The organism is Burkholderia aenigmatica, assembly GCF_048627025.1.
Lineage (GTDB): Bacteria > Pseudomonadota > Gammaproteobacteria > Burkholderiales > Burkholderiaceae > Burkholderia > Burkholderia aenigmatica.
This window is the reverse complement of the sequence record NZ_CP184469.1, coordinates 1498958-1518188: the sequence shown is the minus strand read 5'-3', so window position 1 is coordinate 1518188 and position 19231 is coordinate 1498958. Positions and strand designations below refer to the sequence as shown.

Here is a 19231-nt window from a genome sequence, read left to right as displayed (position 1 = left end):
CCGCGCGGAAAATCGTTCGATGCTACCCGAACGCCGGCGGTAGCGCGGCCCGGCGATCAGTAGTCCGGGCGGTGCCGCGTGTCAGCCGATGTCAGTGGTGGCGTGCGAGCCGCAGGCGGGCATCCTCGCGCGCGGCGGGCGACAGTTCGGGCGCGTAGTGGAATGCCCCCGACACCAGCGATGCGACCGGCACGCCGTCGCGGAACAGCACGCGATTGCCGGCCAGCGCCGGCACCTTGTCGCCGGGCAGCAGCGTGCCGGCAAGATTCAACGGATCGGCGCCCATCACGCACACGTACTGTCCGTCGCCCGGTTGCCGCCGCAGTTCGCGCAGGATCGGGATCGCTTCGGGCAGCGCGAACTGTTCGCCCGCGAGCCCGGCGACGAAGCGTCCGCCGCGAATTTCGCCGCGCGCTTCGAGGCGTTGCAGCACGCGCGCGAGCTCGCGCCAGTTCGGCAACCAGTCGGCTTCGCGTTCGAGCAGCCGCCAGAACACGACGCCGTAGCGGCGCAGCAGCGTCCACGCGATGTGTTCGAGCGCGTCGGGGTCGGTCGCGGCCAGGCCGCGTTTCGGTGCCGGCGCTTCGTCCGGCGGCGCGTGGCGTTGCACGAGTGCCCAGCGGCCCGCGTCGTCCATGCCGCCGATCAGTGCGCCGCCGCGCCGCGTGCGCGGCGCATAGGTCGCGCTGCGCTTGACGACCGGTTTCAGCAGCGCGCGCAAGCCCGCATAGCTGTCGGCATTCACGAGGCCGGCAGACACGAGTTCGCCGAGCGCTTGTTCGAGTTCGACCGGCAGCATGTGCAGTTCGTCGAGCAGCGCGTCGAAGAACATCGCGCCGTGCGCGGCGAGGGCGTCGCGCACCTGGGTGGCCCGCGCGGACAGTGCCGGTTGCGCATCGGGGTCGCGCAGCGCCTGCCACGCGGAAAGGTGGCGGCGCGGCAGCAGCACGATCGGCGTCGTCTTCACGGGCGTGCCGGCCGCGCGCGCCGGCGCGCCGATGCGCGTCCACACGAGCTTGCCGGAGCGGCACAGCTCGTCGAGCCCGCCTGCCGTGTAGTCGGTGAGCCGCGCGGGCAGCAGCGCATCTTCCCATGCGCTTGCGGCGGCCTCGTAGCCTTCGAGCTGTTCGACCACGGCCGCGAGTGCGTCGCGGCCCGTGCCGCGCGTGTCGGGCGTCAGGTGCTGCCAGTGGAACAGGAAGCGCATGAAATCGGCGCGCTCGACCGGCTCGATTTCGCGACGCAGCCGCTTCACCGTGTAGCGATGAATGCGCGCCAGCAGATGGCGTTCGCACCATTCGTCCGTCGTCGTGCCTGGCGTGAACCGGCCGCGCATCACATAGCCTTCGCGCTCCAGCGCCGCGAGTGCCGTCGCGATCGACGCAGGCGGCAGGCCGAGCGGTGTCGCGATCGCGTCGAGGGCTAGCGGGCCGAAACCGGTGAGCCGCGCGCGGATCACGTCGACGAGTGCGGCATCCGCTTCCCACGGTTGCGCGCAGGCTACCGGCACCTTGAGCGCCGGCGCGATGCGCGCGTCGGGATGCAGTGCACGCAGGCACACGAGCCGTTCGACCGGCACCCACAGTACAGCGCCGCCCGGCGCGACGAGTTTCGTTGCACGGCGGCGTTCGGCGAGTTCCGCGAGCCGGTCGGGCCAGCCTTCGCGGGTTTGTGCTTCGCTATCCGAGACGCACGCGAGCGTGAGCAGCGCGTCGTGCATTTCGTCGGCGTCGCGCACGAGCGGCCAGGCTTCGTCGCGCACCGCATCGATCGCGTCGGCGTCGAGCGCGCCGAGATCGTCGGCCGATTCGGGATCGCTCCAGCGGCGCGACTGTACGGCCTGCGTGCGGCGCTCCTCGAGCGGTGCATCGTCGAGGAACGCGTAGGGTTTCGCGTTCAGGATCTCGGCGGCGAGCGGCGACGGTGCGGGCAGGTCGCGCGCGACGAGCTCGATCGCGCCGCTTTCGATCCGGCGCAGCAGCGCAAGCCAGCCATCGGTGTCCATCGCGTCGTGCAGGCAGTCGTCGAGCGTCTGGTCGACCAGCGGGTGATGCGGGATCTCGCGCTCGCCGACGATGTTCTCGAGGCACGCGACCTGATCGGGAAACACGGTCGCGAGCAGGTCCTCGCTCTTCATCCGCTGCAGTTGCGGCGCGGTGCGCTTGCCGCCCGTGAAGCGCGGCAGCGCGAGCGCGGTCGTCGCGTTCCAGCGCCAGCGCACGCCGAACATCGGCGCGTCGAGCAGGGCCTGGACCAGGACGTGCTCGGCGCTGGCCGAACGCAGGTAGTGCCACACTTCGTCGAGTGCGAAGCTGTGCGCGAGCGACAGCGACAGGATGATCGCGTCGTCGGTCGCGGCTGCCTGCAGTTCGAAGTTGAAGCTGCGGCAGAAGCGCTTGCGCAGCGCAAGCCCCCACGCGCGGTTGATGCGGCTGCCGAACGGCGAATGGATCACGAGCTGCGTGCCGCCCGATTCGTCGAAGAAACGCTCCATCACGAGCGTGTCCTGCGTCGGCAGCGCACCGAGCGCGGCGCGCGTGCGGGCGAGGTAGTCGGCGATCTGGTGCGCGGCGTCCGGTGACAGATGCAGATCGTCGACGAGCCAGCGCAACGCCGGCATGAGGCGGCTGTCGGCCGGGCTGGCAGGGGCTGCACGGGCGACGTTGTTTCGTACACTGATCGCGGCTTCGGCTTCGGCTTCGGCTTCGGCTTCGGCTTCGGCTTCGGCTTCGGCTTCGGCTTCGGCTTCGGCTTCGGCTTCGGCTTCGGCTTCAACTCGTCGCGTCGATTTTGCACTGCCCTTGGTCCTGGCTTGGGTCGTCGCCTTGATTTCAGCCGCCGTCTTCCCGCGGATATCGTCGTCGGTGCGTTTACCGCCTCGGGCATGCCCTTGCCGCTCGCCGTCGGCGAACAGTCCGTCGAGCCGTGCGCGCAGCCGGCCGACCGCCGCCGACAGCTCGTCGCTGCGCCCCGGCGCCTCGCCGAGCCAGAACGGAATGTTCGGCGACTGGCCTTGGGCGTCCTCGACGCGCACGCGGCCTGTTTCCACGCGAATGATCCGGTACGACTGGTTGCCCAGCTGGAACACGTCGCCCGCGAGGCTCTCGATCGCGAAATCCTCGTTGACGGTGCCGACCTGGATGCCCTGCGGTTCGAGCAGGACTGCATAGTCGGCCATGTCGGGGATCGTGCCGCCCGACGTGGTCGCGGTCATCATCGCGTTGCGGCGCCCGCGCACGGTGCCGCCGACCACGTCGCGATGCAGGTACGCGCCGCGCACGCCGCGCCGGCTCGTGAAGCCTTCGGCGAGCATCTTCATCACTTCATCGAAGCGCTCGCGCGTCAGCCGTGCGTACGGCGCCGCGCGCGTGACGCTCGCATACAGCGCATCTTCCTGCCATTCCGTGCACGCGACTTCGGCGACGATCTGCTGCGCGAGCACGTCGAGCGGCGCTTCGGGAATGCGCAGCGTGTCGAGCTCGCCGCGTTGCACGCAATCGAGCAGCGCCGCGCATTCGACGAGCTCGTCGCGCGACAGCGGGAACAGCCGGCCCTTCGGCACGCCGCCCACGTGGTGCCCGGAGCGGCCGACGCGCTGCAGGAACGGCGCAATCCCGCGCGGCGAGCCGACCTGGCAGACGAGATCGACGTCGCCGATATCGATGCCGAGTTCGAGCGATGCGGTGGCGACGAGCAGCTTCAGTTCGCCGCGCTTCAGGCGCTGCTCGGCGTCGAAGCGGTGCTCCTTCGCGAGACTGCCGTGATGCGCGGCGATCGCTTCCTTGCCGAGCCGGTCGGCGAGATGGCGCGCCATGCGCTCGGCGGTGCGCCGCGTGTTGACGAACACGAGTGTCGTGCGATGCGCGGCCGCGAGCCCGGCGATGCGGTCGTACACCTGTTCCCACACGTCGGTTGCCATCACGGGTTCGAGCGGCACGTTCGGCAGTTCGAGCGCGAGGTCGCGCTCGCGCGTATGGCCCGTGTCGACGATCGTGCAGTCGCGCGGCGCGTCGGCCGGGCCGCCGACCAGGAAGCGCGCGACCGCGTCGATCGGCTTCTGCGTCGCCGACAGCCCGATACGCGGCAACGCGCGGCCGGCCAGCGCGTCGAGACGTTCGAGCGACAACGCGAGATGGCTGCCGCGCTTGGACGACGCGAGCGCATGGATTTCGTCGACGATGACCGAGCGCACGTTCGACAGCATCTGCCGCCCCGACGTGGACGACAGCAGCACGTACAGCGACTCGGGTGTCGTCACGAGGATGTGCGGCGCACGCTTGCGCAACGCGGCGCGCTCGGCTTGCGTCGTGTCGCCGGTGCGCACGGCGGTGCGGATCGCCGGCACCGGCAGGCCGAGTTGCGCGAGCGATTCGGCGATGCCGGCAAGCGGCGCGTCGAGGTTCACGTGGATGTCGTTCGACAGCGCCTTCAGCGGGGACACGTACACGACGAGTGTCGCGTCGGGCAGCGTGCCGTCGTGCGCCAATGCATCGCGCACCAGATCGTCGAGCGCGCACAGGAACGCGGTGAGCGTCTTGCCGGAGCCGGTCGGCGCAGCAACGAGCGTCGAGCGGCCCGCCTTGATGTGTGGCCACGCGAGCGCCTGCGCGCCGGTGGGCGCGGCGAACGTGCGTCGGAACCACGCGGCGACGGCCGGGTGGAACACGTCGAGCGCACTGGCGGCAAGGCGGGTAGCGGTGACGTCCATCGGAGCGTTGAAATGGGGGTGCAAGCGCAGAAGGCGCACGCACGAATCGAATCGTCAGTGTGCCAGACGTCGTGGGTGCGTGCCGGGCAGGTGTATCGGCGATTCAGATTCAAATGGGGGCCCGCATCGCACTTTCAACGAACAGAAAGTTGCATGCGCGCCGGCACACCGATAGCGTGCCGAATTGCACCGAATTGCAACTAAACGCGATGTAGCCAGCCGAGCCAGTGTTCGAGCAGCGGCGCACGCGAGCACAACGACTGCGCGAGCCACAGCGTGCCGCCCCATGCGGCGGCCACGACGATCAGGTCGCAATTCCCGCTGTTCCACAGGTTGAGCGAGTGACGCCGCCAGATCCACGGCACGCCGAGCGGGTTCGGCCAGTCGGCGAGCAGGTGCATCACGCCGCCGCACGCGAAGCCGAACAGCGGCGCGGCCCACAGCGGATGCGGTTGATGGATGAGCCCGTGCCACCCGAGCGCGAGCAGGGCGATCCAGCCGATGCCCCAGTGCGTGATCGTGCGATGCGTGACCCACAGGCGGCGCTTGCGGCGCCACCAGGCGACTTCGAGCCAGTCGGGCGCGGTGCCGCCCGCGACGCCCGCCGCGAATGCGGCGAACATGCCCACATGCCACGGACCCGTGGCGCCGGTTTGTGCGACGAGGGCGGCGGCGGCGACGCCGGCTGCGAAGCCGGACGCATGATGTGCATTGCGTGATGCCATAGGAAGCGAGACGAAGAAACGTGAAGCGGCGCGTGCGAGAAAAATTGATGCAGCGCGAAAACGGGGCGCTATCTTCGCAGATCGGCTCGTGCAGTGGGAGCGACATTTGCAGATTTTTTTGCACGTGTCGCGTGGTCTTCCACGCAGTTCGCAACTTTCGGTTTTTTTGTGCGCTGCGTGATGACGTATATGGCGGATGGACACGGCGGAAGCGCACTGTGTGCAATTTCGACCGATCCGCATGCAGGTTGAAAAGCTTCGGCATGACCGCGCGCACATAACGACTGCGCTTTCGTTGCACGTCACGTGTTCGACCCTTTTTGTCCCCCTATACTACGAAGCCGGAGATGGCCGTCGGCGTGCCAGCGGCCATGAGCGGAACAGGTGCTTTTCCTGCCTGAAGGAGATCCACATGGGGGACATGCAATGACTACGCTGAATCGCTTCAAAACATCCGCTGTCGTGCTCGCGACGGTGGCCGGCATCGGTTTCCTGCCGAACGCGCCCGTCTATGCGAAGGGGCCGCAGCCGGCCGTCCTGACGAGCTCCGCGGTCGCGGTGGCCGACAAGTACAGCGCGGATGCTGCGGAGCGGATCTTCAAGGAAGGCGGCAATGCGATCGACGCGGCCGTCGCGATCGCGTTCACGCTTGCCGTCACGTATCCGGAAGCCGGCAACATCGGCGGCGGCGGCTTCATGACGATCTACAAGGACGGCAAGCCGTACTTCATCGACTACCGCGAGCGTGCGCCGCTCGCCGCGACGAAGGACATGTATCTCGACAAGGACGGCAACGTCGTCAAGGGCATGAGCCTGTACGGCCCGCGCGCGGTCGGCGTGCCGGGCACGGTCGCGGGCATGTGGGAAGCGCAGAAGCGCTTCGGCAAGCTGAAGTGGAAGCAGGTGCTCGCGCCGGCGATCCACTATGCGCGCGACGGCTTCGTCGTCGACGAGCAGCTCGCGCAGCGCGGTGTCGACGCATCGAAGGAGTTCGGCGGCAAGACCAACTTCGACAAGTATTTCTCCGGGCTGAAGGCCGGCGTGAACTTCAAGCAGCCGGATCTCGCCGACGTGCTGACGCGCATCGCGAACGACGGCGCGGAAGGTTTCTACAAGGGCAAGACGGCCGAGCTGATCGCCGCATCGATGAAGACCGGCGACGGCAACGGGCTGATCACCACCGAGGATCTCGCGCAGTACCGCGCGGTGTGGCGCCAGCCGGTGCAGGCGAAGTGGAACGGCTATGACGTGATCACCGCGCCGCCTCCGAGCTCGGGTGGCATCGGCCTCGTGCAGCTGTTGAAGATGAAGGCCGACCTCAAGCAGGATTTCGAGGGTGTGAAGCTCAACTCGCCGCAGTACATCCACCTCGTCGCGGAAATCGAGAAGCGCGTGTTCGCCGATCGTGCGCAGTATCTCGGCGATCCCGATTTCTACAAGGTGCCGATCGCGCAGCTGACCGACGATGCGTACATCGCGAAGCGCGCGGGCGAAGTCAACCCGAAGGAGCCGTCGGATACGAAGAGCGTGCAGCCGGGCCTCGGCACGACGATGCCGGAGAAGGCTGAAACGACGCACTTCTCGGTGGTCGACAAGTGGGGCAATGCGGTGTCGAACACGTACACGATCAACGGCTATTTCGGCTCGGGCGTGATCGCCGACGGCACGGGCATCGTGCTGAACGACGAGATGGACGACTTCTCCGCGAAGCCGGGCGTCGCGAACATGTTCGGCGTGGTCGGCAGCGATGCGAACGCGATCGAACCGAAGAAGCGCCCGCTGTCGTCGATGTCGCCGACGATCATGACGAAGGACGGCAAGGTATCGCTCGTGATCGGCACGCCGGGCGGTTCGCGCATCTTCACGTCGATCTTCCAGGTGATCAACAACATCTACGACTTCAAGATGCCGTTGAAGGAGGCCGTCGGCGCGATGCGCTTCCATCACCAGCTGCTGCCGCCGAACACGATCTTCTGGGAGCCGTACCACCCGATCGAAGGCGAACTCGCGAAGCAGATCGAGGCGCGCGGCTATACGCTGAAGGGGCAGGATTTCAGCGGCGACATCCAGGTGATCAAGATCGACGGCAAGACGCCGGAGGCGATGGCCGATCCGCGCGGGCGTGGCGTGACGCGGATCATCCACTGACGTGAAAGGGCGCGTGCGCGGTTGCGAAGGCGGCCGCGCACGTCGTGTTCCGCAGCCGGGTGTCGTGCAGCCGGCTGCGGAACACACTCAGCCGGTGGTCCGGATGAATTCGGCGATGCGTGCCGCGATGGCGTCGGGCGCATCCTCGAAGCAGTAGTGTCCGACGCCCGCCAGCCGCTCGACGGGCGCGGACGGAAACAGTGCCGTGAAGAGCGGCAGGAAGTGTTCGGCGCCGAGCGTTCGATCGGCGTCTCCCCAGATCGCGAGCGCGGGCTTTTCGCGTATCGCGCGCAGCGCCGCGGCATCGGGCTCCTCGAACCGGTGCGCGCCAGAGGCAAACCCGCGGGCCCATCCGATCGCGCCGAGACAGTCCGCCGGTTGCGCGAACGGCGCACCGTATGCGGCGATCCAGGTGTCGTTGACGATCGCGTGATTTTCGAACCCGTTCAGCTTCAGCGTGCTCAGGATGTTGAAGCCAAGCTGGCCGAGCACCGTCTCCAGCGTATCGTCCGCCGCCGCGCGCATGATCCACTGGAACCACGGTGCATCGCGACCGTTCGCGGTCAGGCGTTCGACCAGATCGGGCTGGCCGAACGGCGTCGGCCCGTTCGCGGACACGATGCGCCGAATGCGATCCGGATGCCGTGCGGCGAGCCCCATGCCGACCGGGCCGCCGAAATCGTGCATCACGAGCGTGATGCGATCGAGGCCGTGCGCGAGCACGAAACGCTCCAGATTGTCGATATGGTCCTGCAGCCAGTAACTGCGGTCCTGCGGCGTCGCGCTTTTGCCGAAGCCCATGTGATCGGGGACGACGACGCGGTGCGTCGGGCTCAGCGCCGCAATCAGATGACGGAACAGATAGCCCCACGTGGGTTCGCCATGCAAGCACAGGATGGTTTCGCCGTCGTGCGGGCCTTCGTCCACGTAGTGCATCCGGAAGCCGGATGCGTCGTCGAAATGCGGGGCGAATGGAAAGGTGCCATCGAACGTGGCATCGGGCCGGATCATCGAACGCTCCTTCGGATAGTCGGACAAGTTGGTTTCAAGTTGAAACCGAATCGAAGCGTAGGATATGCGGTTTCTAGTTGCAACCAAAAAGATGGCTGGCCCAATTGCCGAATGACTGTGTCATTGGTGCGAGATGACGCACTGGAACGGAGCAGTGCCGGATTTTATAGACCGAACGTAGAGGCTTGAGTGCTAATCGGGCTCGAACCGATCGTTCTTTTCGTCGATCGCGAACAGTCGGGTGTCGTGCGATTGATCTTTCGAGTGGCGAGTTTTATATTGCAACCATTCATTTCAACGGAAACGACCGCCGTTCCACCCGCATTCCGGAAACGGCGTCACCGCATGCATCGATGAACAGACGAACCACGCACGAAGACTCCCCCTGCGGCGTAGCCCGCCCGCTGGACGCGATCGGCGACTGGTGGTCGCTGCTGATCGTCCGCGACGCGTTCGACGGGCTGAGCCGCTTCGGCGAATTCCAGAAGAATCTCGGGCTGGCCAAGAACATCCTGGCCGCGCGCCTGCGCAACCTGGTCGCGCACGGGATCATGGACATCGTGCCGGCCGCGGACGGCGGCGCGCATCACGAATACGTGCTGACCGAGAAAGGGCGCGGCCTGTTTCCGCTGTTGGTCGCGCTGCGGCAGTGGGGTGAGGATTTCTTCTTCGAACCGGACGAGGCGCACGTGCTGCTCGTCGACCGGAAGACCGGGCTGCCGGTCAGGAAGCTCGAGCTGCGTTCGCAGGACGGGCGCGTGCTCGGGCCGGAAGACACGGTCGTGTTGCCGCCGCCGGACTGACGGGTAGCTATTGATCGCGTCGTGCTGCATCAGCAGCGTTGTCGTGTGCGCGCGGACATCACGCGTTGCTCGAGCTGCGCGATGCGGCGTCCGTATTCGTCGTGCTGGCGCATCGGCGCGGCGAACAAGGTTGCGCGTACAACCTTTTACGCGTGCCGATGCGCATCGAACCGCATTCAACCACGGTCATTCGCCGCGTTGCTTTCGAGGAAGCTGTCCACCGCGATCAGCGATTGTTCATCGAGCGTACCGAGCACGCTTTTCAGCTTCAACTGCAGCTTCAGCGCATCGAGATAGCTGTCGAACAGCTTCTGCCGGATGCCCGAGATGTCGCGCCGCAGGTTCAGCGTTTCGTACGTCGTGCTGTAGCCGACCTGATGCGCTTTCATCGACGAATCGTACGCGAGCCGCGCGGCCTGCAGCGACTGCTGCAGCGCGCGGATGCGCTTGCCGACCGATTCGAGCGCGGACAGCGCCTCGCGATGATCGGTGCCCAGTTGCTCCTCGACCTCGCGCAGCCGGTTGCGGTACTGCTCGGTCACGTGCTCGGCCTCCACCTGCCGGTAGTACACGCTGCCGCCGGAGAAGATCGGGATCGTCACCTGCACGCCGATCGCGCTCTGATGGAAGTCCGAGCGATCGGTGAGCCCGCGCAGGTTCGGGTTGAGCCCGCGCGAATACGACGCGAACAGGTCGACGGTCGGCAAGTGCTCGGCGCTGACGCGCTTCGCGGCGAGCCGCGCGACCTGGACGTCGCGATACGCCTGCCGGTACGCGGGGTTGTCCTGCGGCGCGTATTCGCCCGACGGAATGCGCGGCGACGAGCCGCGCATCGCGAGCCGCGGCCAGCGCGAGAAATCGATCGTCGAACCGAGCAGCGTCTCGTAGCGCGCGCGACGCGCGTCGACGTCGGTTTGCGCGAGGGCTTCGTCGGATTGCGCGAGGCTGCGGCGCGCCTCGATTTCGGCCGTATCGCCGATCGTCTTCATCCCGAGCTGCGCCATGCGTCGCGTATCGCTTTCGAGCCGGGTGAGCGCGTTCACTTCGTCGTCGGCCGACTGCAGTTTCTCGCGCGCGCTGAGCAGGTCGAAGCACGCATTCGCGACACGCAGGATCAGGTCCTGCCTCGCCACCTCGAGTTTCTGTTTCGACGATTCCTCGTACTCGGTCGCGCGCCGCATGTCGTACAGGTAGGGCACGTTGAACAGCGCCTGCGTGACCTGCGCGGAACCGTAGGCGGCATTGCTCGACCCGCTGACATCGATGCCGAACAGGTTCGCGTGCGTACCGTAGCGTCCCCATTCGAGTTGCGCGGCAGCCTGCGGCAACATCTGTGCGCGTGCTTCCGGGAATTTCTGGCGCGCCGCGTCGTATTCGCTGCGCGCCTGCAGGTAGCGCGGATCGTGCACGACCGCGTACTGGAAGGCGGTGTCGAGGCAGAACGCGTGCGCGTTTGCGGACACTCCGATTATCGTTACAGCGAACAATGTCACGGTTGCAAGTCGGGGATTCCACCTAGTCGAAAAACTTGATAGGGAATTACCCGCACTCGGTGTCGCCGATCCGCGATTCGCGCGCCTCGTTTCAAACATGGCCGTCTCCGTCTCCTGCCCGTGCCGCAACGCATTGCGGCGGGATTTAAACGTTTTGAAATTGAAATTCAAACAGCGTGAATGCCTGCCATCCGTGACGCATCGGAAAACGCACCTGTAAGAGTGTGTCCTCCATTGAATTCCGATGCGATCGCATGATAGCCTGATTTCGGCTCGTAATCGCAGTGATTATTAGATTAACAAGTCGCTAGGGATTAAAAGCCGTTTGTCTTTCAATGAAGGTTCTTTGCATCATCTTTATTTTTTACGAGGAGAGAATGATGAAGGTCATGACGACGGAACAGGTCAGGAATGTGCATGGCGGCGGTGCGATCAGCTCGCTGGGTAGCCTCGCTGTTGACGCCGCGCCGGTGGTGACCGCGCTCGGCCAGTTCCTGCCGAGCCTCGGCAATTACCTGCAGAACCCGAAGACGTTCAATAACACCGGCAAGTAACCGCCGTGCGCGGGGAGGCGCCCCCCGCGCGAAATGCTGCGAAACAGAAGGAAAAGAATCGATCGCCGCAGTGGAAAAATCGAATCGGAAATACATTATTTCCGGTTGGGGCGATTATCAGGAGGCAGGAGTGCCGGATTATCCCCGTAATAAAGTTAACGGCCATTTTGATTGCAATTGGCTGACGGTGGCGGGCATTCCGACAATATAAAGGCCACAACAAATGCGAGACATCACGGAAGAACAGGCCCGCCAGATTCGCGGCGGCGCGTCGCTTTACTCCAATTCGGCTGCCTATACGGTCGATCTCGTCAATCAGTCGATCGGGTCCACGCTCCAGGGCCTGATGACCCAGTACCAGACCCGCGCCGTCGAACAGTTCCGGATGTCGCTCGGCTCGTCGCGCTGAGCGGCCCGCCAAGCGGCCGGTAACACCGATCTTCCGTCGCAGCCGGCAGCGTGCCGGCTGCGCCCATGCGTATCGCGCACGACCCGCCACGGGCCCGCTACCGGCAGGCCCGGGCGGCGCGTCGGCGCGCCCCGGGTGTCCGACCATGCTCTTCAATACGCGTAAAGTCCGTCCGGTCCTGCAGGACGAGGTGACGGAGTGCGGCCTGGCCTGCCTCGCGATGATCGCGTCGTGGCACGGGCGCGAAATGACCTTGCGCACGCTGCGCAACCGCTATCCCGTCCGGATCGATTCCGGGCTGTCGTTCTTCGACCTGATGGAGATCTCGAACGATCTCGGCCTGCGTGCGCGCGGGTTGCAGTTCGACGCGGGCGAGCTCGACGCGCTCAAGACGCCGTGCATCCTGCACTGGGGGATGAACCACTATGTCGTGCTGACGAAGGTCGGCTATGGCAGTGTGCACATCGTCGACCCCGCACTCGGCGAGACGAAGCTGCCGCTCGCGCAGGCGCTCACGCACATCACCGGCTATGCGCTCGAACTGAATCCGGACATCGGCTTCACGCGGGCGGGGCAGGCCGACCGGATCCGCCTGCGTGACTACCTCGAAGGGCTGACCGGCATCCGCAAGAGCCTCGCGATCGGCATCGCGGGCGGCGTCGCCGCGCAGCTCCTGCTGCTGCTCGGCCCGTCGTACGTTCAGTTGACGATCGACGAGGCGCTGAAGAAGACCGACGTCGACATCCTGTACCTGCTGACGATCCTGTTCGCGATCGTGTTCCTGTTCGACACGCTCTACGCGAACCTCGTCGGCAACATCAAGAGCTACCTGCGCAACATCGTGTCGCAGCAGTTGTCGGCGAACATGGTCGGGCATCTCGCGCGGCTGCCGATCGGTTACTTCCTGTTCCACAACACCGGCGATTCGATCTCGCGCGTGTCGTCGGTGTCGGAGGTCGGGCGATTTCTCGTTGATGGCCTCGTTGGCGGGCTGCTCAATATCGTCACCTGCACGCTGACGCTCGTGCTGATGCTGTACTACAGCCCGGTGCTGGCCGGCATCAGCCTGGCCGGGATGGTGCTGTTCGCGCTGAGCCGGCTCGCGATCCAGCCGCAACTGCAGGACGCGATGTCGCAGATCCTCACACGCGGTGCCGAAGCCGACGCGCTGCTGATCGAGAACATCCGCTCCGCGCACTCGATCAAGCTGCTGTCGGCCGAGACCGCGCGCAGCAGCCTGTGGGTCAACGCGTTCACGCAGAAGCTGCAGGCGATGCGCCAGCAGGAGCGGCTGCAGTTGCTGTTCGATGCGATCTCGAAAGGGATCGTGCACGTCGAGCAGTTGGTGATCGTCACGTACGGCGCGTGGCTCGTGATGCATGGGCAGAGCACGATCGGCGTGATCTACGCATTCATCCAGTACAAGAACCTGTTCGCCGACAAGTTCATCGACTCGATCCAGCTCTATGTGCGCCGCAAGGTGTTGCAGGTGCATATGGACCGCGTCGCGGACGTGTTGCAGACGGAGACCGAGGAGCCCGCGCCGGACGCGGTCGTGCGGCCGGTCGACGGTTTCGACGGCGCACTGTCGATCCGTGCGCTGTCGTACACGCCGAAGGGCGGCCATCGGCCGATCCTGAGCGACATCGCGCTCGACGTGCCGGCGGGCGGCAAGATCGCGATCGTCGGCCGCACCGGCAGCGGCAAGACGACGCTGCTGAACCTGATCTGCGGGCTCGTGCGGCCCGAGCCCGGCACGCTGTTCGTCGGCGGCGTCGATCTCGCGGAAGTGAACCTGCGGCAGTACCGCAAGCATCTCGCGGCCGTCACGCAGTCCGACCAGCTGTTTCGCGGGACGATCCGCGACAACATCACGAACTTCGCGCCCGCGCCGCGGATCGGCGCGATGTTCGACGCGGCAAAGCTCGCGTGCATCCACGACGAGATCGAGCGGCTCGACCATCGCTACGACACGCCGCTCGGCGATACGCAGAAATTCCTGTCGGCCGGGCAGATGCAGCGGCTCCTGATCGCGCGGGCGCTGTATTGCGAGCCGCGCCTGCTGATCCTCGACGAATTTTCGTCGAACCTCGACCAGGCGACGACGCACGAGATCTGCCGCAACGTGCTGACGCTGCCGTGCACGATCGTGCTCGTCACGCACGATGCGTCGATCCTGTCGATGGTCGACCGGATCTACGAGATGCAGGACGGCGTATTGACCGATGCGACCGACGCATGGCGTTCGGCCGAGGAGACGCGGTGATGCTCGGACGACTCTTTCTGTTCAATTCATTCTCGTATGCGTTCCTCGTGCGGCGCGCGGTGCGCGCCGTCGCGCTGCGCACGTCGCCCGCGCGCGGGCTGCGGCTGATGCGCTGGTGCTCGGGCGCATGCCTGCGCTGCTTTCCGTGCATTCGCGAGTCGATCGAGCGCGCGGTCGCATACATGCTGAGCGCACACCTGAACGACGATCCGCGACGCGTGCGGGACGTGTCGGCGGCGATCGTGCGCGAACTGTTCGAAGCCGAGTTCGCGGGGCTCAAACTGCGGACGCACAGCCTCGAAGCGATGAAGTCGATGATCGACGGGATGGCGTGCGAAGGCGACGCGCAACTGCAGGCGGCGCTCGCGCGCGGTGGCCCGCTGATGCTCGCGGGGCTGCACTTCGGCAACCTGATGCTGTTCGTCACGAAGCTGCGCTTCATGATTCCCGACGACCGCAAGCTGATGGTGATCCTGCACCGCGATGCGCCCGGCGCGTTCTTCGACGATGCGCTGCGGCTCGTCGCCGAATACGGTGCCGGCGAAGTCGAATTCATCGACATCGAGGAGCGTGTGCACCTGCGCCGGCTGATCACGAGCCTGCGCCGCGAGGCGCCCGTATTCCTGCTGTTCTCCGACCTGCACGGCAAGTTCGGCAAGACCAACCGCTGCCGGCTCGGCGGCCGCTGGGTGCGGATGGCCGGCGGCGGCGTGAAGCTCGCGGTCGAGCAGGGGATTCCGCTGCTCGTCGCGTATGCGACGGGCGTGCCGTTCCGCGATCGCTGCGCGGTGCATTTCACCGAGCTCGCGGCCAGCCCGCTCGCGCCGATGCTCGGCGCGGACGACGACGCGTCGCCCGTGCGCGCGACGCACCAGCGCATCGTCGACCGGCTCGAGCAGGCGCTCGTGCAACAGCCCGAGCAGTGGCATTTCTGGGAACACTTCACGCCTTACCTGATGCCGGCGCCGCTGCTCGATGCAGCCGCGCGGCGTCGCTCCTGACGAGCCCGCCCCATGCCGACCTGGAACTCCGCCCTCCGAGAACAGAAGCCGTCGCGCAAGCTCGCGCGCGGCACGACCTTCGGCACCGTGATCCACGGCGTCGTCGACGTGCCGGTGTCGATGCGGTTCTTCTGCTATCTGTCGCTCGCGATGTTCGCGATGTTCGTGACCGCGCTCGTCGAACTGAGCTATGCGAACACCGAGAGCGTGTCGGGGATGCTGACGCCGCGCTCGGGGCTGATCGGCGTCAGCGCGCCGCCGGGCTGGGCCGTGCGCGACATCTACGTCGGCAAGGATCAGCACGTGAAGGCCGGCCAGCGGCTGCTGGCGGTGACGCGCGACACGAGCTTCGTGAGCCAGGCGAACAACGTGCAGGGGATGCGCGCGGCGCTCGACCGGCAGCGCGTCGAGGTCACGCAGCAGATCGATGCGGCGCGGCTCGAATACAAGTCGTCGGTGCAGCAGATCAACCAGCAGATCGCCGCGCAGGGCGAGAGCAGCGGGCTGATCGGCCGGCAGATCCAGGACCAGAAGCGCATCGTCGACGAGTACGGCGAACGACGCGCGCGCGTGAAGCAGCTGCTCGACGAACAGGTCGTGACGCTCGAGCAGTACAACCAGGTCAACACGCAGTACCTGCAGGCCGGGCAGGCATACCAGGACTTGCTGCTGCGCCGCGCCGAGCTCGCGAAGAACGCGATGAAGCTGCGCGGCGACCTCGACACGATGCAGAGCAAGTACGACGGCGCGAACGCGGAACTGAAGATCAAGCAGGAGGAGCTGAACGCGAAGGAATACAACATCGACGAGAACGTGAACCAGGTGCTGTACGCGCCGGCCGACGGGCAGATCGTGCGGCTCGACGTCGTGCAGGGCGGCGTGATCGACCCGCCGGGCACGCGCGTCGTCGAGATCTTGCCCGCGAAGGCCGACGGGCTGATCGCCGAGGTCTACATCCCGTCGTCGAAGGCCGGCTTCGTGAAGAAGGGGCAGGAAGTGAAGGTTGCGTACGCAAGCTATCCGGTCGAGAAGTTCGGCACGTATCGCGGCAAGGTGCTGTCGATCTCGCCCGTCGCGTTTTCTGCGAAGGAGCTGAACCTGCCGGGCGATGCCGCCACGCCGCAGACCTACTTCAAGACCTGGGTCGAGCTGGCCGACCGCTCGCCGGCATTCGAAGGGCGGCCGCTGTCGCTGCGGGCCGGGATGATGCTGAAGGCCGACATCGTGCTGGAGCGGCGCAGCCTGCTCGAATGGCTGTTCGAGCCGCTGTACCGGATCCGTCAACGCCTGTTCGGCGTGCCGGCCTGAGCCGATGGTGAGCCGGGACAAGCACTGCCGCCGCGTGCGGCCGGGCGCCGTGCGTCCGCTGTCGCGCTGGCTCGGCGTGACGCTGTTCGCCTGCGCGGCCGCCGCGCATGGCGCACCGCAGCCGGACGGCGACGCCGAACCACGCTGGCAGGCCGGGGCCGACGGGATCGGCTTCTGGCCGGGCGGTGACGCGGACGGATTCGATGCGAGCGCGTGGGCGACCGATGCGGGGCCGGCCCGCCGTGGGCGCGACGATTCGGACAGTGGGCCGCAACCCGACGCCGTCCCGTTGACGGCGCGCAAGATCACGCTCGGCCAGCGACCCAGCGGGGCGGGGCGCGCATGTGCGGCCACGCGCGACGACGGCGCGGCCGGCATCGGCTTCGACGACGGCGGCGGTGACGCCGGCACCGGCTGCAAGCCAGGCGCCGCGCAGGAGGCGGCGAACGACGCGCCGGCGCGCGGCGTCGTCCATGCCGACCGGATGCCGTACGAACTGCATCCCATCGACCCGTCGCGGCTGCCCGATCTGCCGGCCGCCCAGGCGCCGCCGCTGCTGACGCAGCTGATGGGCGACGACCGCAACATGGTCGCTCTCGGCTGGCACTTCGTCGGCACGACCGGCCGATCGACGCCGGTGACGACGCACACGGACGCACTCGGGCTGAACAGCTTCCAGAACCAGGGCTCGAGCCTGTCGCTCAGCAATACGAACACGCTGGCGTTCACGTTTACCCACTTTTTCTCGGAGAACTGGGCGGCCGAACTCGGCGGGGGCATCCCGCCGGTACTGACGCTGCGCGGGAACGGCAGTATCGCGCTGCCGCTCGACCGGATTTTTTCGGGTGTCCAGGGGCGCTTGCCGCTGATCGATCTCGCGAACACGCAAAGCAACCCGCTCGCGACCACGCGCGCGTGGCTCGGGTCCGTCGTGTTCAAGTATTACCTCGGCGAGCGCGACGATCGTTTCCGCCCGTTCGCGGGCATCGGCATCAGCTATACGCGCTTCACGAACACGAACCTGAATCCCGTGTTCCAGCGCAAGCTCGCGTCGCTCGGCGGGCTGCTCGCAGCGGGCGGGGACATCGGCAGCCTGCAGTCGCTGCTGCTTGATCCGTCGCTGTTCCAGCGCATCTGGGATGCCGGCGGCGACCTGTTGCTGTCGGGGAAGACCAACGTATCGGCGAAGGTGAAGAGCGTGTGGGAGCCGGTGTTCACCGTCGGCGCGAGCTACCAGATCACGCGCCAGTTCTGGATCACCGGCATGGTGACCTATATCCCGTTGCGCACCAAGATCACGCTGGATATCGACCAGCCGAACCGGCAGCTCGCGTCGAACACGTTCGATATCTCCGCGAACCCCGTGCTGGCCAGCGTGCTGCTCGCGTACCGCTTCTGACGGGCGTGGCGGCCCTCATTTCATGATTTTGACGCGCGACACTGGGATAATGGCGGAGTTTGGCTGCGTCAATGATGGAAGGAGGCCCCATGGGCGACAACGATACCCGCACCGAGACCGGAACCGACAACCTCACCGAGATGGAGTCGATGGAGTCGATGGAGGCGCGCCAGCGCCGTTTCGAGGAAGATCTGGTTGACGCGTACGACGAAGAGCTCGAGATGGAGCTCGACGACCGCCGCTTCGACGACAACGACGACCTGCTGTTCTCGCAGGAACGTCGCGAGGCACGCAAGGAGTATTTCCGCGAGCTGTTCCGGCTGCAGGGCGAGCTCGTGAAGTTGCAGGACTGGGTCGTGAGCACGGGGCACCGGCTCGTCGTCATTTTCGAGGGGCGCGACGCGGCCGGCAAGGGCGGCGCGATCAAGCGCATCACGCAGCGGCTGAACCCGCGGGTCTGCCGGGTTGCCGCGCTGCCCGCGCCGAGCAACCGCGAGCGCACGCAATGGTATTTCCAGCGCTATGTCGCGCATCTGCCGGCCGGCGGCGAGATCGTGCTGTTCGACCGCAGCTGGTACAACCGCGCGGGCGTCGAGCGCGTGATGAACTTCTGTACCGACGACGAATACGAGGAGTTTTTCCGTTCGGTGCCCGAGTTCGAGAAGATGCTGGTGCGCAGCGGAATCCAGATCGTCAAGTACTGGTTCTCGATCACCGATCACGAGCAGGAAGTGCGCTTCCAGAGCCGGATCGAGGATCCGCTGAAGCAGTGGAAGCTGAGTCCGATGGACCTGGAAAGCCGCCGCCGCTGGGAAGCCTATACGGCCGCGAAGGAAGAGATGCTGCAGCGCACGCATATTCCGGAGGCGCCGTGGTGGGTCGTGCAGGCCGTCGACAAGAAGCGCGCGCGGCTGAACTGCATTCACCATCTGCTGCAACAGGTGCCGTATCACGAGGTGCCGCACGCGCCGATCGACCTGCCGCCGCGCGAGCATCACGAGGATTACATCCGCCGGCCGACGCCGGACGACATGATCGTGCCGGATACTTACTGAGCGGTCGTGGCGGGTTCGATGCGATGAAGGGGCGCGCCGTGCAACGCGGCGCGCGTTACTCCTGGATCAGGAACGCGGTGCGGTCGCGCCCGACGATCCATGCAGGTGCGCGGCCGCGCCCGCTCCATGTCGCCCCGGTTGCCGGGTCGCGATACTTCACGCCGACAGTGAACAGCTTTGCACGATGGCTGTAGCCCTGCCCGAAGACTTCCCGTGCGGTCAGCGCGTAGCTCGTGACGAGCTCGCGCACCTGCGCCAGCACCGCGCTGCGTTCGCGGCTCCGTGCCGCCTTGATGCGCCGATCGAGTTCCGCCAGCTGGGCTTGCAGTGTCTGTATCTGATGCATGCGTC

At 66.3% G+C, this 19231-nt stretch carries 14 protein-coding genes; 9 read left to right on the top strand and 5 right to left on the bottom strand.

The features are described from left to right. Positions 1-91 precede the first annotated feature (91 nt). Together ACN8ZM_RS23810 and ACN8ZM_RS23805 are read right to left on the bottom strand one after the other, a co-directional pair. Positions 92-4708 carry a DEAD/DEAH box helicase gene (locus ACN8ZM_RS23810; RefSeq protein ID WP_420212565.1) on the bottom strand — a complete coding sequence of 1539 codons (4617 nt, stop codon included), beginning with the start codon at positions 4706-4708 and terminating at the stop codon, positions 92-94. 200 nt (positions 4709-4908) lie between these two features. Beyond that, positions 4909-5433 (bottom strand): metal-dependent hydrolase, encoded by a 525-nt coding sequence (locus ACN8ZM_RS23805; protein WP_043183403.1) that lies wholly within the window; start codon positions 5431-5433, stop codon positions 4909-4911. A gap of 426 nt (positions 5434-5859) precedes the next feature. Between ACN8ZM_RS23805 and ggt the strand changes: the two genes are divergently transcribed. After that, entirely contained in the window at positions 5860-7581 is a 1722-nt protein-coding gene (gene ggt, locus ACN8ZM_RS23800) for a gamma-glutamyltransferase (RefSeq protein WP_043183407.1), read from the top strand. Between the two features lie 87 nt (positions 7582-7668). On the opposite strand, the gene ACN8ZM_RS23795 is transcribed toward ggt, so the two are convergent. Further along, positions 7669-8592, bottom strand: coding sequence for an alpha/beta fold hydrolase (locus ACN8ZM_RS23795; protein ID WP_420212661.1), 924 nt, complete (start codon positions 8590-8592; stop codon positions 7669-7671). Positions 8593-8945: 353 nt separating this feature from the next. Between ACN8ZM_RS23795 and ACN8ZM_RS23790 the strand changes: the two genes are divergently transcribed. Next, the gene (locus ACN8ZM_RS23790) at positions 8946-9395 is read left to right on the top strand and encodes a winged helix-turn-helix transcriptional regulator (RefSeq protein WP_043183410.1); all 450 of its coding nucleotides are present in this window, start codon (positions 8946-8948) and stop codon (positions 9393-9395) included. A gap of 176 nt (positions 9396-9571) precedes the next feature. Here ACN8ZM_RS23790 and ACN8ZM_RS23785 read toward each other — a convergent pair whose 3' ends face one another. Continuing rightward, on the bottom strand, positions 9572-10987 hold the full coding sequence (locus tag ACN8ZM_RS23785) for a TolC family protein (RefSeq protein WP_175022221.1): 1416 nt from the start codon (positions 10985-10987) through the stop codon (positions 9572-9574). A 281-nt stretch (positions 10988-11268) separates the two neighbouring features. On the opposite strand from ACN8ZM_RS23785, the gene ACN8ZM_RS23780 reads away from it, so the two are divergent. From ACN8ZM_RS23780 to ppk2, 7 genes are all read left to right on the top strand, one after another. Continuing rightward, positions 11269-11442, top strand: a complete 174-nt coding sequence (locus tag ACN8ZM_RS23780; RefSeq protein ID WP_006495012.1) for a hypothetical protein — start codon at positions 11269-11271, stop codon at positions 11440-11442. A gap of 223 nt (positions 11443-11665) precedes the next feature. Next, a complete protein-coding gene (locus ACN8ZM_RS23775) occupies positions 11666-11851 on the top strand; it encodes a hypothetical protein (RefSeq protein ID WP_031396799.1) in 186 nt (61 codons plus the stop codon). A 145-nt stretch (positions 11852-11996) separates the two neighbouring features. Further along, on the top strand, positions 11997-14117 hold the full coding sequence (locus ACN8ZM_RS23770; RefSeq protein ID WP_420212564.1) for a peptidase domain-containing ABC transporter: 2121 nt from the start codon (positions 11997-11999) through the stop codon (positions 14115-14117). Further along, positions 14114-15118: a hypothetical protein gene (locus ACN8ZM_RS23765; RefSeq protein WP_205823627.1), complete on the top strand. Its 1005-nt coding sequence runs from the start codon at positions 14114-14116 to the stop codon at positions 15116-15118. Before ACN8ZM_RS23770 ends, ACN8ZM_RS23765 begins: the two co-directional genes overlap by 4 nt. Positions 15119-15130: 12 nt before the next feature. After that, entirely contained in the window at positions 15131-16426 is a 1296-nt protein-coding gene (locus ACN8ZM_RS23760) for an HlyD family secretion protein (protein ID WP_420212563.1), read from the top strand. Positions 16427-16433: 7 nt separating this feature from the next. Then, entirely contained in the window at positions 16434-17825 is a 1392-nt protein-coding gene (locus tag ACN8ZM_RS23755) for an OmpW/AlkL family protein (protein WP_420212562.1), read from the top strand. 89 nt (positions 17826-17914) lie between these two features. Continuing rightward, positions 17915-18880 carry a polyphosphate kinase 2 gene (gene ppk2 / locus ACN8ZM_RS23750; RefSeq protein ID WP_205823298.1) on the top strand — a complete coding sequence of 322 codons (966 nt, stop codon included), beginning with the start codon at positions 17915-17917 and terminating at the stop codon, positions 18878-18880. 55 nt (positions 18881-18935) lie between these two features. On the opposite strand, the gene ACN8ZM_RS23745 is transcribed toward ppk2, so the two are convergent. After that, positions 18936-19226: an H-NS family nucleoid-associated regulatory protein gene (locus tag ACN8ZM_RS23745; protein ID WP_420212561.1), complete on the bottom strand. Its 291-nt coding sequence runs from the start codon at positions 19224-19226 to the stop codon at positions 18936-18938. Positions 19227-19231: the final 5 nt, after the last annotated feature.